Below are 16,510 nucleotides of genomic sequence, written 5' to 3' on the forward strand. Positions count from 1 at the left end.
TGCGCCGGGGTGGGATCAGCCGGCGGTCGAGCGGGTGGCCGGGGCCGGACGGACCGGGCGGAGCAGCGTCTCGGGGCTCATCGAGCCGAGCAGCTTCTCCAGCGCGTACTCGACGTCGGACTTCCAGCTCAACGCGGTACGCAACTCCAGCCGCAGGCGGGGGTAACGCGGATGCGGGCGGACCGTCTTGAAGCCCACGGAGAGGAAGAAGTCGGCCGGGGCGACGCAGGCGCCGGCGGGGTCGGCCGCGTCGCCGAACTTGGCGTCGCCGAAGGCCTCGATCGCCTTGATGCCACGCTTGGTGAGGTCCCGGGCGACGCCCTGGACCAGCATCCGGCCCAGCCCGCCGCCGGCGAAGGCGGGCACCACGTTGGCCGTCATCAGCAGCGCGGCGTCGGCGGAGACCGGGGAGGTGGGGAAGGCCATCGAGCGGGGCACGTAGGCCGGCGGGGCGTACAGGACGAAACCGGCCGGCATGCCGTCGACGTAGACGAGCTTGCCGCAGGAGCCCCACTCCAGCAGCGTCTGCGAGACCCAGGCCTCCTTCTCCAGCCCCGGGTCGCCCGCGGCACAGGCCCGGTCCGCCGAGACCGGATCAAGCTCCCAGTAGACGCACTGCCGGCACGGGCGGGGCAGGTCCTCCAGGGTGTCGAGGGTCAAGCTGACCAGACGTCGCGACATTGGTGTATCCCCACATTAGGCTCGGAGGTGAGACCGGCACGGAACGACGACACCGCCTACCTGCCCCCGACGAGCGATCGTACGCCGCAAACGGACGCTGCGGGAGGGGACGCGCGAATGCCTCTCCTTCCGGGGCGCCGGCCGGGGTCCGCGATGTGGACGCCGGTCACTCAGCGGTTACACCCCTGGCAGACGGCGACTAGGATCGACACTCGGCGCCCCGCGTCGCCATGGTCGCAGGTGTCCCGGGTACGCCGGGGCGGGAGCCACCCGAGCAGCCATCGAGGTGATGTCATGACCGGCACGACGCTCGACGACTACACCGACCGGTACGCCCGCCGCGTACGCGGCATGACCGCCTCGGAGATCCGTGCGCTCTTCGCGGTGGCCAGTCGGCCGGAGGTGGTCTCGCTCGCCGGTGGCGCCCCCTACATCGCGGCGCTGCCGCTCGACGCGGTCGGCGAGATGCTCGGCCGGCTCGGCGCCGAACACGGCGCCACCACCCTCCAGTACGGCATCGGCCAGGGCACCCTGGAACTGCGCGAGCGGATCTGCGAGGTGATGGCGCTCTCCGGCATCGACGCCGCCTGCGGCGCCTCCCCGGACGACGTGGTGGTCACCGTGGGCGGCCAGCAGGCCCTCGACCTGGTGGCCCGGCTCTTCCTCGACCCCGGCGACGTGGTGCTCGCCGAGGGCCCGACCTACGTCGGCGCGCTCGGGGTGTTCCAGGCCGCCCAGGCGCAGGTCGCGCACGTGCCGATGGACGACGACGGGCTGATCCCGGAGGCGCTGGAGGCGGCCATCGCCGAGCAGGCGCGAGCCGGCCGGCGGGTCAAGTTCCTCTACACCATCCCGACCTACCAGAACCCGACCGGCGTGACGCTGACCGAGCAGCGGCGGGAGCGGGTGCTCGACATCTGCGAGCGCGCCGGTCTGCTGGTGGTCGAGGACGACCCGTACGGTCAGCTGGGTTTCGAGGGGGACGCGCCGGCGCCGCTGCGCGCGCGGCGCCGCGACGGGGTCTTCTACCTCAGCACCTTCTCCAAGACCTTCGCCCCCGGCCTGCGGGTCGGCTGGATCCTCGCGCCGCATGCCGTCCGCGACAAGCTCGTCATCGCCAGCGAGGCGCAGATCCTCTGCCCGAGCGGCTACGCGCAGGCCGCCGTCTCCACCTACCTCGGCACCATGCCCTGGCGGGAGCAGCTCAAGGTCTACCGCGAGGTCTACCGGGAACGGCGCGACGCGATGCTCACCGCGCTGGACGACCTGATGCCCGCCGGCACGACCTGGACGACGCCGGGCGGCGGCCTCTTCGTCTGGGCGACCCTGCCCGACGGCCTCGACTCCAAGGCGATGATGCCGCGGGCCATCGCCGCCCGGGTGGCGTACGTTCCGGGCACCGGCTTCTACGCCGACGGCACCGGCAGCGGCAACATGCGGCTCAACTTCTCGTTCCCGTCCCCGGAGCGGATCCGCGAGGGCGTGCGCCGGCTGGCCGGCGTGATGGAGCAGGACATCGCCACGCGGCGGGTGTTCGGCGCGGTCGGTCGCCCCGGCACGCGGCGCGGGCAGGCCGGCGCGGACACGCCGGGACCCGACTTGGCATGATTCCGGCATGGTTCCCACCGCTGCCGACCGTTCCGTCGTGACCGACTCCGCCGTCACCGCCGACCTGCGGGTGCTGGTGCTCGCCGGCGGGCTCTCCTACGAACGTGACGTCTCGCTGCGGTCCGGGCGCCGGGTGCTCGACGCGCTGCGCGCGGTCGGGATGGACGCGGAGCTGCGGGACGCCGACGTGGCGCTGCTGCCGGCCCTGAGCGCCGACCCGCCGGACGCCGTCGTGATCGCCCTGCACGGCGCCACCGGCGAGGACGGGTCGCTGCGTGGCGTGCTCGATCTCTGCGGCGTCCCGTACGTGGGATGCGACGCCCGCGCGTCCCGGCTCGCCTGGGACAAGCCCTCGGCCAAGGCGGTGCTCCGCGAGGCGGGCATCCCGACCCCGGACTGGGTCGCACTCCCGCACGACCGGTTCTCCGAGCTGGGCGCCGTGGCGGTGCTGGACCGGATCGTCGAGCGGCTGGGGCTGCCGCTCATGGTGAAGCCCGCCCAGGGCGGTTCGGGGCTGGGCGCCGCCGTGGTCCGGGACGCCGCGTCCCTGCCGGCCGCGATGGTCGGTTGCTTCGCGTACGACCCCACGGCGCTGGTCGAGCGGTACGTGCCCGGCATGGACGTGGCGGTCTCCGTGGTCGACCTGGGCGACGGGCCGCGCGCCCTGCCCGCGGTGGAGATCGTGCCCCGCAACGGGGTGTACGACTACGCCGCCCGCTACACCGCCGGCCGGACGACCTGGCACACCCCCGCCCGGCTGGAGCCGGAGGTGGCCGGCGCGGTGGCCGACGTCGCGCTGGCCGCGCACACCGCGCTGGGGCTACGCGACCTGAGCCGCGTCGACCTGATCGTGGACTCAGCCGGCCAGCCGCACGTGCTGGAAGTCAACGTCTCGCCGGGGATGACCGAGACCTCGCTGCTGCCGCTCGCGGTCCAGGCCGCCGGACTGGACTTCGGCAGGATGGTCGGCACCCTGGTGGCCCGCGCCGCAACCCGGCACCCCTGACCGACCGGCCCACCTTCCGGGCGGCGCTGGGGTGTCGGCCTCGGCCGTCGCCCCGTCCGGTCCGCCGCCTCGCTTGTCCGCTGTGCGGCCACCCGGAGGTACTTCCTCGGGTGGCCGCCCCGGTTCTACGTCTGGCTGCCCGACCGTCCGGCGTCCGTGGCGGACGCCTCGCCCTCCGGCTCCTGCGCCGGCGGGGTCTCCTCGGCGGACTCGATCACGGACACCGCCTCGCCCTCGGTCGGAGCGTCTTCCGCCGGGGGCTGCCCGGTGAAGCTGGACGGGGCCTGCCACTGGATGCGCGGCGGCTCCGCCAGCGGCCGTCCCCCGAACTCCGCCAGCCAGGCGGCAACCATGGCGAGGTTTTCCCGCCACCGCGCCTCGGAGATGGGCGGCAGGATGGAGTCCCACAGGGAGAGAAAGGTCCCCCGCAACTGGAGCTGCCCGTAGGGCCGGGCCAGGAACCACATGTGCAGGTGCGCCGAGCCGTCGCCCCAGCGGTTGACGTGCACCCGGGCGACCCCGTCGAGGGACCGGATGGCCCGCTCCAGCCGGACGGTCATCACCCCCAGCTCGGCGGCGAGCAGATTCGGCAGGTCGCCGAGGTCGAGATGCGAGCGGGATTCCAGGATCAGCACCATCGGCAGTCCGGTGGGGCGGTCCATGGCGCGTACCCGCCATCGCTCACCCACCCAGATGTAGGCGTCGTCGGGGGCGTTGCAGGCGGTGCATTCCCGGTTCCCCTCGCCCTTGCGCGGCGGCTCGACCGGGACCGGGTCATCGAGTTGCTTGACACGAAGGTCGCCCTCGAAGGGAAAGGACGGCCACTGGGTGAAGTCCGGAACGGAGGGAGGGGTGTCGTGCACGACGCTGACACTAACCGGTCTCGGCACCGCTGTCCCTACCCGAACGATCAGCCGGACGGCTTCAGTCCGGCTGTGACGGCAGAACCGAGAGCGGCTCTGTCCACAGTTATCCACAGGCACCCACAGGCTGATGAGACGCCGGACACACGCCGTCATCCACAGGCTGCCACCCCGTTTCACGCGGGGTTTCACGTGAAACGGGGCGACCTGTGGATAACTGCTGTGGATAACTTTCGGGCGCGATCGCGGATCCTTCGTCGGTGTGGAGTCGTCGGTTCCACGTGAAACAGAGGCACGCCGGGCGGGTCATCCGAAGCCGGGCCGGTGCGGCCGGGCGTGCAGCGTGTCGGGGGGAAGCCTGGAGGCGAGGAGGTAGGCGGACAGGGCTAGGAACGGGTCGTGCTGATCGGCCACGCGGCAGCCGCCGAGCGTCAGTCCGAAGCCGGTGGACAGTGGCAGCGTCCGCCCACGCGTACTCGTAGTTGCCGTTGTCTCGTAGGTGGGCGCCGGCTGACGCTCGACGCAGGACGCGTCCGGCCTCTGGGCGGGCGGGCGGGAAGAGTGGAGGGGCCGGGAGATCGAGAATCCTGAACCGCTGAGACGCCGGTGGCGGTGCGGATACGCAGACCGTTGCCGGCCCGGCATCGAAACCAGCCAGCAATGAAGCGGCCGGACAAGCCGGTGGCCGGTCGGAGGTGCTCCGCTTCGACGGCCCGCCGTGGGTGCTGACCGGCCCGATGAGCGTGGCCCGGTGAGAGGTGGCCTGGAGGGCCCCACCCGCATCGAGACTGCCGCGAATGGTCGGGGACAACCGGAATTATCAGAACGACCAGAAACCGCCAAGAGGACCAGAACGGCCAGAAGGACCAGACGGCTAGGAGAACCAGAACGGTCCGACGCATCCAGAAGCAGGGCCATAGGCAAACGCGGGGGCCGCCTGCTCGTGTCAGCGGGGTAGCCATGCGCCGTCTTGGTAGCGACGGCGGGCGGCCCCCGGCCTCTCGCGGCGCTGAGTCGCCCGTCGAGTGGCCCAGCCCTGTGTATGGGTACCAATTGGCAGCGCCGAGGCCCTCAGCACGCGCTGAGCGTCGGCAACAGGCACCGAGGGCCGGCCGGTGACACGGCTGCGTCTCCCTCGGCGCGGGGGTCGGCCGGGGTTACGCCGACGCGCCCGGCTGGACCGCCGAGCGGTTGCGCGTTTCCGCTACCAGCTCGCGATCACTGAGGGGCGCAGCGCAGCCCGGTCCGGCCCCGTTCGAATGCCTCCGGGCGCAGGGCTCCGCCTTCGTCCGTTGCCGACCAGCCGGTCGAGGCCTGGCTCAGGTGCGAGACCGGATGGGGACCACCGGCGCCCGCCTGCCCACCGCTTCGCAGATCGCAGGCCCGGCCCGTTTCACGTGAAACCGTCGAGGTGACTCAAGGAACCGCCCTGACCCAATCCCGAGTTTCACGTGAAACGCCATCGCCCGCCCGGGTCTCCTGAACGCGCCGATCGAGGCGGCAACTGCATCTCGCAACCCGCAGCACATGCAACGGCCGCGTGATCCGGGATCACGCGGCCGGCAGTGGTGCCATTCGCAACGACGCTGGGCCCGGCCGTGAAGCCGAGCCCAGGCGCAACGGCGGCGTCGCCCCGCAGGACAGCCGATCGAGGTCAGGCTTCCGGCTCCTCCTCCTGGCCGACGCCGATTAGGCCGACGATCCGCTCCAGGTCGTCGACCGTCGCGAACTCGATAGTGATCTTGCCCTTGCTCCGGCCGATGTCCACCTTCACGCGGGTGTCGAACCGGTCGGAGAGGCGGTCGGCCAGATCCGTCAGGGCGGGAGCGTGCGGCTTCGGACGACGCTTGGCCGTCTCCTTCTTGCTCGTACCGTCGCTCAGGGCCAGCGCGACGATCTCCTCGGTCGCGCGGACCGAGATCCCCTCGGCGACGATCCGGCGCGCGAGTTGCTCCTGCGCCTCGGCCTCGTCGAGGCTCAGCAGCGCACGGGCGTGCCCGGCGGAGAGGATGCCTGCGGCGACGCGCGTCTGGACCTGCGCGGGCAGATTGAGCAGCCGGATGGTGTTCGAGATCTGCGGGCGGCTCCGCCCGATGCGCCGGGCAAGTTCCTCGTGGGTGGCGCCGAACTCGTCCAGCAGTTGCTGGTACGCGGCCGCCTCCTCCAGCGGGTTCAGATTCGCTCGATGGATGTTCTCCAGCAATGCGTCCCGGAGCATGGCGTCGTCCTGGGTGTCCCGGACGATCGCCGGGATGTTCTCCCGCCCGACGGCCTGCGCGGCCCGCCAGCGCCGCTCACCCATGACCAGCTCGTACTTCTCGTCGTCGAGCTGTCGTACGACGATCGGCTGGAGGAAGCCGACCTCCTGGATGGAGGTCTTCAGCTCCTCCAGGGCGTCCTCGTCGAAGACCTGGCGCGGCTGCTTCGGGTTCGGCACGATGGCGTCGACCGGGATCTCGGCGAACCGGGCACCCGGCACCGGGCTGAGCTCGGCCTGCGGCTCGGGCTGCGCCACCACCGGTGGGATCGCCACGGCCGGCACCGGACCGGCCGGCACCTGTCCCGGCGGCGCAGCCGCGGCAGTGTCAGCAGCCGCCTCCATGGGAGCTGGCGACTCCTCTGCGGTGGTCGGCTCGACTACGGCGGTCGGCTCGACTACGGCGGTCGGCGCCGGCCCGGTCGGGATGAGCGCCCCCAGGCCTCGTCCCAGACCGCCCCGAGGACGGTTCTTCATGCCACGCCTCCCAGCGACTGTTCCGCACTACGCATTCCGGCCCACCGGCTCCTTGACGCCACGCTCGGCGATCTCCTGGGCGGCTTCGAAGTAGCTCGTCGCCCCCCGCGATCCCGGATCGTAGGTCATCACCGACTGGCCGTAGCTGGGTGCCTCCGAGACGCGGACGTTGCGGGGGATGACCGCCTGGAGCACCTTGTCGCCGAAGTGGTTCCGCACGTCCTGCTCGACGGCGTCGGCCAGCCGGGTGCGCCGGTCGTACATGGTGAGCAGGATGGTGGAGACGTCGAGCTTCGGGTTCAGGTGCTGGCGCACCAGGTTGATGTTGTTGATCAGCTGGTTCAGCCCCTCCAGCGCGTAGTACTCGCACTGGATCGGAATGAGCACCTCCTGCGCGGCCACGAGCGCGTTGACCGTGAGCAGGCCGAGCGAGGGCGGGCAGTCGATGAAGACGTAGTCGAAGTGGCCGGGATAGGCGGCGATCGCCCGAGCCAGCCGGGACTCGCGGGCCACCACCGACACCAGCTCGATCTCCGCGCCGGCGAGGTCGATCGTCGCCGGTACGCACCAGAGGTTGGGGATCCCCTCGACACCCTGGGCGACCTCCTCCAGCGGCACGCTGTTGATGAGGCAGTCGTAGACGTCCGGCACACCGGTGTGGTGCGGGACGTTCAGCCCGGTGGAGGCGTTCCCTTGCGGGTCCAGGTCGACCACCAGCACCCGGTTGCCATGCAGGGCCAGCGCCACCGCAAGGTTGACCGTGGTCGTGGTCTTTCCCACGCCGCCCTTCTGGTTCGCGACGCACATGACCCGGGTCCGTTCCGGACGAGGCATCGTCACCTCGCCACTCGGATTAAGGATCTGCACGGCGCGCATCGCCTCCATAGCCAACGGTGGGTCATCCTCTTCGCGCGTCGGGGTTTCACGTGAAACGTACGCGGCCTCGGCGACTGTGGCTCCGGAGGAGCCGGCCGAGGGCGCGAACGGGTCGGTGACGGGAACGGGTTCGGGAGTCGCGTCCGGCACGGAGTCCGGGGTGGGCTGCTGCGGCACGGCGGACTCGAACCGCGCCGAGGCCGAGGGGTTGCGCCGAACGGAGATCGCCCGACCGCCGGCCGAATTGCCGGCCCGCGGCACGTCGGGCGCGGCCCGGGTCGCCGGAGGCTCCGGCACGACCGGCTCGGCGCCGCTCGGCCGGACGGCCGCGCCCCGGTCCGGGGGCCGGACCGTCGGCCCGTCGGGCGACCATCTCGGGTAGTCGGTTTCACGTGAAACGGGGTCGCCCGTTGGCCCCGTCACGCGTGGATCGTCGTACCTTCCGTCGTCATGCACCTGTCATCCCTGCCCGCTTCGGATGGTCGGTCCGCACCCCGTCAACTGGCCGTACGCGATCGCACCGCGGAGCGTACGGCCCGGCGGGAGCGGCGGGACCGGTGAACGTCCGTTGCCGCCCGCTCCACACTATCGACGCGCAGCCAGCCTACGGCTCACGGGCGCGGCCGGTCCACGTCGGGTTCTCATCCTTCCGTCCACCCGTACCGGTTCAACGACACAACCGCCGGCCGGGAAGCCGGTAAGCGGACATCCCGCGCGGGTGTCCGGGAGGGACTCAACGCCGCCGGGAGCGGCCGCCGCGCGCGCTCTTCGCGACCTTCGGCCGGGCCGGTCCGATCATCCGCTCCCGCACGATCTCCACCACCGTCGTCGGCGGATCGATCACTCCCTCGCCGCAGCGGTGCACCTCGGGCTCACCGCCACCGAGTCGGGCCACGGTCTGCGCGTGCTCGGCGATCTCCTCCGCGGCGGAAGCTCCCTTGAGGGCGATCAGCCGACCGCCGCGCACGGCCAGTGGCAGGCACCACGTCGAGAGCCGGTCGAGCGGTGCGACGGCGCGCGCGGTGACCACGTCCGCGCTCAGCGGACCGATGCCCGTCGACCCGCTCGCCGCCTCGTCGGCGCGCCCCCGGAACACCCGGACCATCTTGGCCAGCCCGAGGTGCTGCACCGCCTCGATAAGGAAGGAGGTGCGCCGGGAGAGCGGTTCGATCAGGGTCACCGTCAGGTCGGGTCGAGCGATGGCCAGCACCAGGCCGGGCAGCCCGGCCCCGGAGCCGACGTCGAGCACCGTCGCGCCCTCCGGGATGCGCTCGGCGACCGCCGCGCAGTTGAGCAGGTGGCGATCCCAGATCCGGGGCGCCTCGCGCGGGCCGATCAGGCCGCGAACCACGCCGTCGGTGGCGAGCAGTTCGGCGTACGAGGCGGCCAGGTCGAGGCGGTCGCCGAAGAGGGTGCGCGCCGCACCGGCCAACTCCGGCGGCAGCACCGCCACGGCCGGGGAAGCGCCCTCCGCGGCCACGGCCGAGGGCAGGGCGCCCTCGGCGGCGTCGGTCGATGACGGGGCACCCTCAGGGGCGACGGTCGAGGACGGCGCGCCCTCGGGGACGTCGGTCGACGGCGCGGCGTCGGGGGTCGCGGTCGGCTCGGGCCGGACAGGCGACGGCCCGGGCGGCGTGCCACCCGGGCCGTCCACGGCACCGGCCGTGGTGTCGTCGTGGGTCACCCGGTCAGTCCGCCGGCCGGACGATGATGCGCCGGTTCGGCTCGACGCCCTCGGACTCGCTCTCCACGCCACTCATGGCGTTGACCACGTCGTGCACGCACTTGCGCTCGAACGCGGACATCGGCTCCAGGCGCACGGGCTCGCCGTGCTCCTTGACCTTCTCCACGGCGTTCTTGGCGACGGCGGCGAGTTCCTTGCGGCGGGTCGCCCGGTAGCCGCCGACGTCGAGCAGCAGCCGGCTCGGGGTGCCGGTCTGCCGGAAGACGGCCAGCCGGGCGAGCTCCTGGAGCGCCTCCAGGGTGGCGCCGCGCTGGCCGACGAGGTTCTGCAGCCGGCCGCCGACCACCTCGACGACGGGACGACCGGCGGAGACCAGCTCGTCGATGTCGCCGTCGTAGTCGAGGATGTCGAGCAGGCCCTCGACGTAATCGGCCGCGATCTCGCTCTGCCGGAACAGCTCGCTCTCGCCGACGGCCTTCTTCTCCCGGGTGCCCGACTCCTCGTCGGTCTCCTCGGTCTCGCCGTTCACCGCGGTCGGCTCGGTCCCCTCCTCGTCCAGGGACTCGTCGGCGCGGGGGGTGCTGGTGTCGGTCACGGTCTCATCTCCGTAGTCGCTCGGCCGGACCGTCGGGTCCGCTGGTTTCCCGGGGCCGGCGGGAGGTCGCCGGTGCCCATGGGCACGTCTGTCGTACGGGCAGTCTCGCCCGTGGCCGCGCCGCGCGCGGCGGGTTCCGCCCGGCGCCGGCCGTACGGCGGCTGCGCGGTGCGGAACGGGCCGCCGCCGGTCTCCCGACGGCGGCCCGGACGTTCTCAGCCCTGCCGCTTGGCGGGGCCCTTCTTCGGGTTGACCGGCTTGGCGCCCGGCTTGGGGCCGGCGACCTTCGGCGCGACCGGCTTGGCCGGGGCCGGAGGGGCCGACTTGCGGCCCAGCAGACCGCCCGTCTTCGCCGGCTGCACCGGGTTGCGGGACGAGGCGCCCGGCTTGCTGGTGGCGGTGGGCGGCGGCGGGAACTTCCGCAGCACCCACTGCTGCTGCGCGAGGGTGAAGAGGTTGTTGGTGACCCAGTAGATGATCACACCGATGGGGAAGATGGCACCGGAGATGAGCAGCGACAGCGGGATGCCGTAGAGCATCAGCTTCTGGATCATCCGCTGCTGCGGGTCCTCGGCCCAGCCGGTCTTGAGGATCATCTGACGGCTGGTGAGGTAGGTGGTGCCCATCATCACCAGGACGAGGATGCCGGCGATGATCTTCACGGTGGTGCCGTTGGCGCCGAGCCGCGTCAGCTCCTCGGCGGTGGAGCCGAACTTGCCGGCGATCGGGGCGGTGAAGAGCTTCGCGGACGAGGCGCTCTCGAACTGGCTGATCGTCCAGCCGTAGAGGGTCTTACCGGCCTCGCTCTTGTCCGGGTTGAGCCGGCGGAGCACGTGGAAGAGGCCCAGGAAGACGGGAATCTGGAGGAACATCGGAAGGCAGCCCATGAGCGGGTTGGCCTTTTCCTTCCGGTAGAGCTCCATCATCTCCTTCTGGAGCGTCTCCCGGTCACCCTTGTGCTTCTCCTGCAGGGCCTTCACCTGTGGCTGGAGCGCCTGCATCGCCCGCTGCGACTTGATCTGCTTGACGAAGACGGGGAAGAGGATCACCCGGACGGTGACCACCAGGAAGATGATGGCGAGGATCCAGGCCCAGTTGGTGCCGATCACCGCCGGATCCGGCACCCCGACGAAGTCCCAGGCCCCGTGCCAGACCAGCAGGATCCACGAAATCGCGTAGTAGATCCAGTCGAGACTCAATTCTCAGGCTCCAGTCACATCGGCGCGGCGGCGGCCGCCCGGCTTCGGCACCGGGTCGTGTCCACCTGGGTGAAAGGGGTGGCAGCGCAACAGCCGCCGGGCCGTCAGGCCAGCTCCCCGGATCGCGCCGTGCACCGCCACCGCCTCCAGGGCGTAGGCACTGCACGACGGGTAGAACCGACAGCGGGCCGGCAGAGCCGGACTTATCCACCGACGGTACGCGATGACGGGCCCGCTCAGCACCCGGGCACCGATCGTCGTCGGCCGGGGCCCGGCCGGTCCGCTGGTCACCGGGACCGCCGCCCGCGGGGCGCCTTCGCGGCGACGATCGCCGCGTCGAGGTCGGCGCCGAGTCGCGGGTACGAGGCGTCGGCCGCGGCGGGCTGCGCGCGTACGACCAGGGTGCTTCCCGCGGGCAGAGCCGCCAGCCGCTCGCGGACCAGGTGCCGCAGGCGACGCCGGACCCGGTTGCGGACCACGGCGTTCCCGACGGCCTTGGACACGACGAAGCCGGCGCGGGCCGGTGCGGAGGGTTGCTCCGCACCGCTGCTCCGCGCCGGCTCCGGCGAGGTTGCTGTCGCGGCGTCGGGGGTTGTCGGCAGGCTCAGATGGACGACGACCGCGCCACGGCCGGCACGTCGACCACCGCGGACCGCTGCGGCGAAGTCAGTGCTGCGCCGCAGTCGCTGTGCGGCCGCCAGCACGACTGCCCACGTCCCCCGGACCTGCCCCGGTCGGCCTCAGGCCGACAGGCGGGCGCGGCCCTTGGAGCGACGGGTCGAAAGGATGGCGCGGCCGGCACGGGTGCGCATGCGCAGCCGGAAGCCGTGGGTCTTCGCGCGCCGGCGGTTGTTCGGCTGGTAGGTGCGCTTGCTCACGTCAGGCTCTCCGTTTTCGTACGCCCCGGGCGAGGGGTCGCCGGGATCGTGTGGTGGTCCAGGCCACCTCGGCGGTGGCCCCCGATCGGTGCTGCCCGGTGGCGCGGGACCTCGGCGATGCGGGGAAGCGACCGCGGACAGCAAGCACCTAACACCCTAGCAGAGGGCGAGAGAGCAGCCGTTCCAGCCTACGCAGGGCGGCAACCACCGTCAAACACCCTCAGCAGGGCGGACACCGGGCCCTCCCGGCGGCCGGAGCGGCGGTTTTCGCTGATGTCGGCGAGGGTCGCCGCGCGTCGGCGGTTGATGGCGCGCCGACAACGCTGTTACCGTGCCCGATTGCGGTCAGCGTCGAAAGGTCCGGTCGTCGCCGGCGGGCAAGACCGGACAAGGTAGTGAATCGTTCGGCACGGTGAACCCGCTTCAGCGCCCGTTCAGGCAGGGGGCAGGTCCGACCCGCGTCCGGCGGGCGGCCACAATCGGTGCGTACACAGGCTGTGGATAACTTGTGGACGAGGACCGGTCGGTCGTCCGGTGGGTGTCGTTCCACCCGCGCGTACGCGGCGGGCCCGGGACGGCCGACCGGAGAAGACGGCGGCGTCGGCGGAGCAGAGGCGAGGGGGTGGCACGACGGTGACCGGTACGACCGACCTTGCCGCGGTGTGGACAGCAACGACCGACGAGCTCGCCAACGAGATCATCTCCGCGCAGCAGCGGGCGTACCTGCGGCTGACCCGGCTGCGGGCCATCGTCGAGGACACGGCACTGCTCTCCGTCCCGGACGCCTTCACCCGGGACGTGATCGAGTCCCGCCTGCGCCCGGCGATCACGGAGGCGCTCACCCGCCGGCTGGGCCGGCCGATCCAGGTCGCGGTGACCGTACGCGTGACCGAGGACGGTTCCGGGCGCCCGGCGGGGACCGTCTACCGCAGCGTTCCGGAGCCGGGGCCGGCCGACCACGACGGCGGGCCGCCCGGCTACGCCGACGCCGGCTACGACGGGTTGCCCGGGCAGCGCGACGGCGGGGACCACGACGCCGGGCAGTCGCCGCTCATCCCCGAGCAGGCGCACCCCCGGCGCCGGCCCGACCCGTCGTCGCCGGGCGACGACGGGCACCGGCCGGACGACCGGGACGGGCAGGAGGCCCTGTTCAGTACCGCCTTCGCCGAGCCGCCGCGCCCCGACCGGTCGGGGCCGCCCCGGCACCCGTCCGAGCGCCGGGGCTACGACGAGCAGGCCGCCCGGCTGGACCCGCCGGCCGCCGACAGCCGGGGGTACGAGCCGCGCTACCGCGAGGACGCCGTCTCCCCCCGGGACCAGCACGTGATCCGGGCCCTGCCCCGCGACACCGGCACGGACAACGGCCCTGGGCGGGGTGGCGCGGATCACCGGCCCGGCGGTCGCGACGACCGCCGCATGCCCGGCGTCGACGGCGGAGGCAACCGGCTCAACCCGAAGTACATGTTCGAGACGTTCGTCATCGGCTCGTCCAACCGCTTCGCCCACGCGGCGAGCGTCGCGGTCGCCGAGTCGCCGGCGAAGGCGTACAACCCGCTGTTCATCTACGGCAGCTCGGGACTGGGCAAGACGCACCTGCTGCACGCCATCGGGCACTACGCCACGACGCTGGGCAACGCGCGCTCGGTGCGGTACGTCTCGACCGAGGAGTTCACGAACGACTTTATCAACTCGCTCCGGGACGACAAGACCAGTGCGTTCCAGCGGCGCTACCGCGACGTCGACATCCTGCTGATCGACGACATCCAGTTCCTGGAGAACCGCGAGCGTACGCAGGAGGAGTTCTTCCACACGTTCAACACCCTGCACAACGCCAACAAGCAGATCGTGATCACCTCGGACCGGTCGCCGAAGCAGCTCGCGACCCTGGAGGACCGGCTGCGTACCCGCTTCGAGTGGGGGCTGCTCGCCGACATCCAGCCGCCGGACCTGGAGACCCGGATCGCGATCCTGCAGAAGAAGGCGGCGCAGGAGCGCCTCTACGCCCCGCCGGACGTGCTGGAGTTCATCGCCTCGCGGGTGTCGAACTCGATCCGGGAGCTGGAGGGCGCGCTGATCCGGGTGACGGCGTTCGCCAGCCTGACCCGCTCGACGGTCGAGCTGGCGCTGGCCGAGGAGGTGCTGCGGGACTTCATCCCGGACGGCGCCGGGCCGGAGATCACCGCCGACCAGATCATGGTCTCCACCGCCGACTACTTCGGGGTGAGCCTGGAGGACCTGCGCGGCCACTCCCGCTCCCGGGTGCTGGTGAACGCCCGTCAGGTGGCCATGTACCTGTGCCGGGAGCTGACCGACCTGTCGCTGCCCCGCATCGGGCAGGCCTTCGGCGGCCGGGACCACACCACGGTGATGCACGCCGACCGCAAGATCCGCCAGCAGATGGCCGAGCGCCGGTCGCTCTACAACCAGATCGCCGAGCTGACCAACCGGATCAAGCAGAACACCTGAGCGACGACCCCACGGACGCGCCCGACCGGACCATCGGTCGGGCGCTTTTTCGTCCTCCACAGCCGGTCCCGGCTTGACCCTCGACATGGTCTAGGCCACAGCATCTGAGCCGTGACCGTCCACCGCCCCGATCGTTGTCCACATCTCGTTGTCCACAGGCTGTGGGAAACTACGGTCCGTCCACGCTCCGGTTACCCACAGGTTGTGGACAAGCCCTGGGGACGACCTGTGGACGCCTGGGGACAACCGGCTCGTTGTCCACCGACGACGGTCGGCCTGTGGGAAACCTGTTGAAGGTTCTGGGGATGACGCCGTCGGTGCGGCTTCCGCCTGTCCACAGGTCTGGGGAGAAAGTCGGTGGATAACCGGTGGATAACCGGTGGACGACGGTGGACAACCTGGGGGCGCCGGCCGCCTGTGGACCGGGACGCGAGTTATACCCCGGGTTCTCCACAGGTAAACCACCGGTGGATAACGTGTCTGAGCTGCGCAAACGCGGGTTCTCCACAGTTTGCACAGGTGCGATGAAGATGACGAGTTATCTCTTCTAAGAGAACAAAAACCAATCATCACCGTTGGACTTCCTGTGGATTGGCCGGAACGCCGTCGTGGACGGCCTCCCGGCACCAGCAGTCCACGGGGTCGGGCGCACAGCCGATGCCCACGCGCCCTAAGGTGCGATGGGTACCCGCACGGACAGGCGGGTCGGTAGGCAGCGGTCGGCATGAGAGAGTTGTCGCTGACGTCGACGCGGAGGCATTGATGAAGTTCCGAGTGGAGCGCGACGCGCTCGCCGAGGCCGTGGCCTGGACCGCGAAGAGCCTGCCCAACCGGCCGTCCGTACCGGTGCTCGCCGGCGTGATGCTGCGCGTCACCGACGGCAACCTGCAGGTCTCGGGCTTCGACTACGAGGTCTCCAGCCAGGTGACCGTCGAGGTGCAGGGGGACGCCGACGGCGCCGCCCTGGTCTCCGGCCGGCTGCTGGCCGAGATCACCAAGGCACTGCCCGCCAAGCCGGTGGACATCGCCGCCGTCGGCGCGCACCTCGAGCTGGTCTGCGGCAGCGCCCGGTTCACCCTGCCCACCATGCCGGTCGAGGACTACCCGTCCCTGCCGGAGATGCCGGAGAGCACCGGCACCGTCGACGCCGCCGCCTTCGCCGCCGCGGTCGCCCAGGTGGCCATCGCCGCCGGGCGCGACGAGACGCTGCCGATGATGACCGGCGTACGCATCGAGCTCTCCGGCGGCACGCTGGCCATGCTCGCCACCGACCGCTACCGGCTGGCCCTGCGCGAGATGGAGTGGAACCCGGACGACCCCGAGGTGAGCGTCAACGCCCTCGTGCCGGCCCGGACCCTGCACGACACCGCCAAGGCCCTCGGCCCGATCGGTGGCCAGGTCGTCATGGCGCTCTCCCAGGGCGCGGCCGGCGAGGGGATGATCGGCTTCGCCGGCGGCACCCGGCGCACCACCAGCCGGCTGCTCGACGGCGCGAACTACCCGCCGGTGCGCTCGCTCTTCCCGGCCAGCCACAACGCCGAGGCGCGGGTGCCCGTCAGCACCCTGATCGAGGTCGTCAAGCGCGTCGCCCTGGTGGCCGAGCGGACCACCCCGGTGCTGCTCAGCTTCAGCACCGACGGCCTGGTGGTCGAGGCCGGCGGCACCGAGGAGGCGCGGGCCAGCGAGGCCATGGAGGCCACCTTCACCGGCGACCCGCTGACCATCGGCTTCAACCCCCAGTACCTGATCGACGGCCTGACGAACCTGGGGGCCCAGTTCGCCGTGCTCTCGTTCGTCGACGCCTTCAAGCCCGCGGTGATTTCGCCCGCCGGCGAGGATGGCGAGGTCATCCCCGGGTACCGGTACCTCATCATGCCGATCCGCGTCTCCCGCTGATCGCACCCCGAGAAGACCCCGACG

General features: G+C 71.7%; 14 protein-coding genes. 4 read left to right on the forward strand and 10 right to left on the reverse strand.

Annotation, left to right across the window (positions count from 1 at the left end):
• Positions 1–15: 15 nt before the first annotated feature.
• Positions 16–681 carry a GNAT family N-acetyltransferase gene (locus AC0OO9_RS14565; protein WP_101413445.1) on the reverse strand — a complete coding sequence of 222 codons (666 nt, stop codon included), beginning with the start codon at positions 679–681 and terminating at the stop codon, positions 16–18.
• Positions 682–975: 294 nt separating this feature from the next.
• Between AC0OO9_RS14565 and AC0OO9_RS14570 the strand changes: the two genes are divergently transcribed.
• Together AC0OO9_RS14570 and AC0OO9_RS14575 are read left to right on the forward strand one after the other, a co-directional pair.
• The gene (locus AC0OO9_RS14570) at positions 976–2,289 is read left to right on the forward strand and encodes an aminotransferase-like domain-containing protein (protein WP_421456392.1); all 1,314 of its coding nucleotides are present in this window, start codon (positions 976–978) and stop codon (positions 2,287–2,289) included.
• Positions 2,290–2,296: 7 nt separating this feature from the next.
• Complete coding sequence (locus AC0OO9_RS14575) at positions 2,297–3,295, forward strand: D-alanine--D-alanine ligase family protein (protein ID WP_484517644.1); 999 nt, start codon at positions 2,297–2,299, stop codon at positions 3,293–3,295.
• Between the two features lie 125 nt (positions 3,296–3,420).
• On the opposite strand, the gene AC0OO9_RS14580 is transcribed toward AC0OO9_RS14575, so the two are convergent.
• From AC0OO9_RS14580 to rpmH, 9 genes are all read right to left on the reverse strand, one after another.
• Positions 3,421–4,158 (reverse strand): hypothetical protein, encoded by a 738-nt coding sequence (locus AC0OO9_RS14580; RefSeq protein ID WP_484517645.1) that lies wholly within the window; start codon positions 4,156–4,158, stop codon positions 3,421–3,423.
• A gap of 1,654 nt (positions 4,159–5,812) precedes the next feature.
• A complete protein-coding gene (locus tag AC0OO9_RS14585; protein WP_484517646.1) occupies positions 5,813–6,892 on the reverse strand; it encodes a ParB/RepB/Spo0J family partition protein in 1,080 nt (359 codons plus the stop codon).
• 27 nt (positions 6,893–6,919) lie between these two features.
• A complete protein-coding gene (locus tag AC0OO9_RS14590) occupies positions 6,920–8,224 on the reverse strand; it encodes a ParA family protein (protein ID WP_484517647.1) in 1,305 nt (434 codons plus the stop codon).
• A 277-nt stretch (positions 8,225–8,501) separates the two neighbouring features.
• Positions 8,502–9,248 (reverse strand): 16S rRNA (guanine(527)-N(7))-methyltransferase RsmG, encoded by a 747-nt coding sequence (rsmG, locus tag AC0OO9_RS14595; protein ID WP_484517954.1) that lies wholly within the window; start codon positions 9,246–9,248, stop codon positions 8,502–8,504.
• Between the two features lie 208 nt (positions 9,249–9,456).
• A complete protein-coding gene (locus tag AC0OO9_RS14600) occupies positions 9,457–10,047 on the reverse strand; it encodes a Jag family protein (protein ID WP_151452753.1) in 591 nt (196 codons plus the stop codon).
• A 215-nt stretch (positions 10,048–10,262) separates the two neighbouring features.
• A complete protein-coding gene (gene yidC, locus AC0OO9_RS14605; protein ID WP_484517648.1) occupies positions 10,263–11,246 on the reverse strand; it encodes a membrane protein insertase YidC in 984 nt (327 codons plus the stop codon).
• Positions 11,247–11,249: 3 nt separating this feature from the next.
• A complete protein-coding gene (gene yidD / locus AC0OO9_RS14610) occupies positions 11,250–11,489 on the reverse strand; it encodes a membrane protein insertion efficiency factor YidD (RefSeq protein ID WP_207914193.1) in 240 nt (79 codons plus the stop codon).
• A 44-nt stretch (positions 11,490–11,533) separates the two neighbouring features.
• The gene (gene rnpA / locus AC0OO9_RS14615) at positions 11,534–11,950 is read right to left on the reverse strand and encodes a ribonuclease P protein component (protein ID WP_132235457.1); all 417 of its coding nucleotides are present in this window, start codon (positions 11,948–11,950) and stop codon (positions 11,534–11,536) included.
• A gap of 36 nt (positions 11,951–11,986) precedes the next feature.
• Positions 11,987–12,124 (reverse strand): 50S ribosomal protein L34, encoded by a 138-nt coding sequence (gene rpmH / locus AC0OO9_RS14620; protein ID WP_089002791.1) that lies wholly within the window; start codon positions 12,122–12,124, stop codon positions 11,987–11,989.
• A 633-nt stretch (positions 12,125–12,757) separates the two neighbouring features.
• Here rpmH and dnaA point away from each other — a divergent pair.
• Together dnaA and dnaN are read left to right on the forward strand one after the other, a co-directional pair.
• Positions 12,758–14,590: a chromosomal replication initiator protein DnaA gene (dnaA, locus tag AC0OO9_RS14625; protein ID WP_484517649.1), complete on the forward strand. Its 1,833-nt coding sequence runs from the start codon at positions 12,758–12,760 to the stop codon at positions 14,588–14,590.
• A gap of 762 nt (positions 14,591–15,352) precedes the next feature.
• Positions 15,353–16,486 (forward strand): DNA polymerase III subunit beta, encoded by a 1,134-nt coding sequence (gene dnaN / locus AC0OO9_RS14630; protein WP_132235453.1) that lies wholly within the window; start codon positions 15,353–15,355, stop codon positions 16,484–16,486.
• Positions 16,487–16,510: the final 24 nt, after the last annotated feature.

It is taken from the genome of Micromonospora sp. USAFONa4 (genome assembly GCF_057197825.1).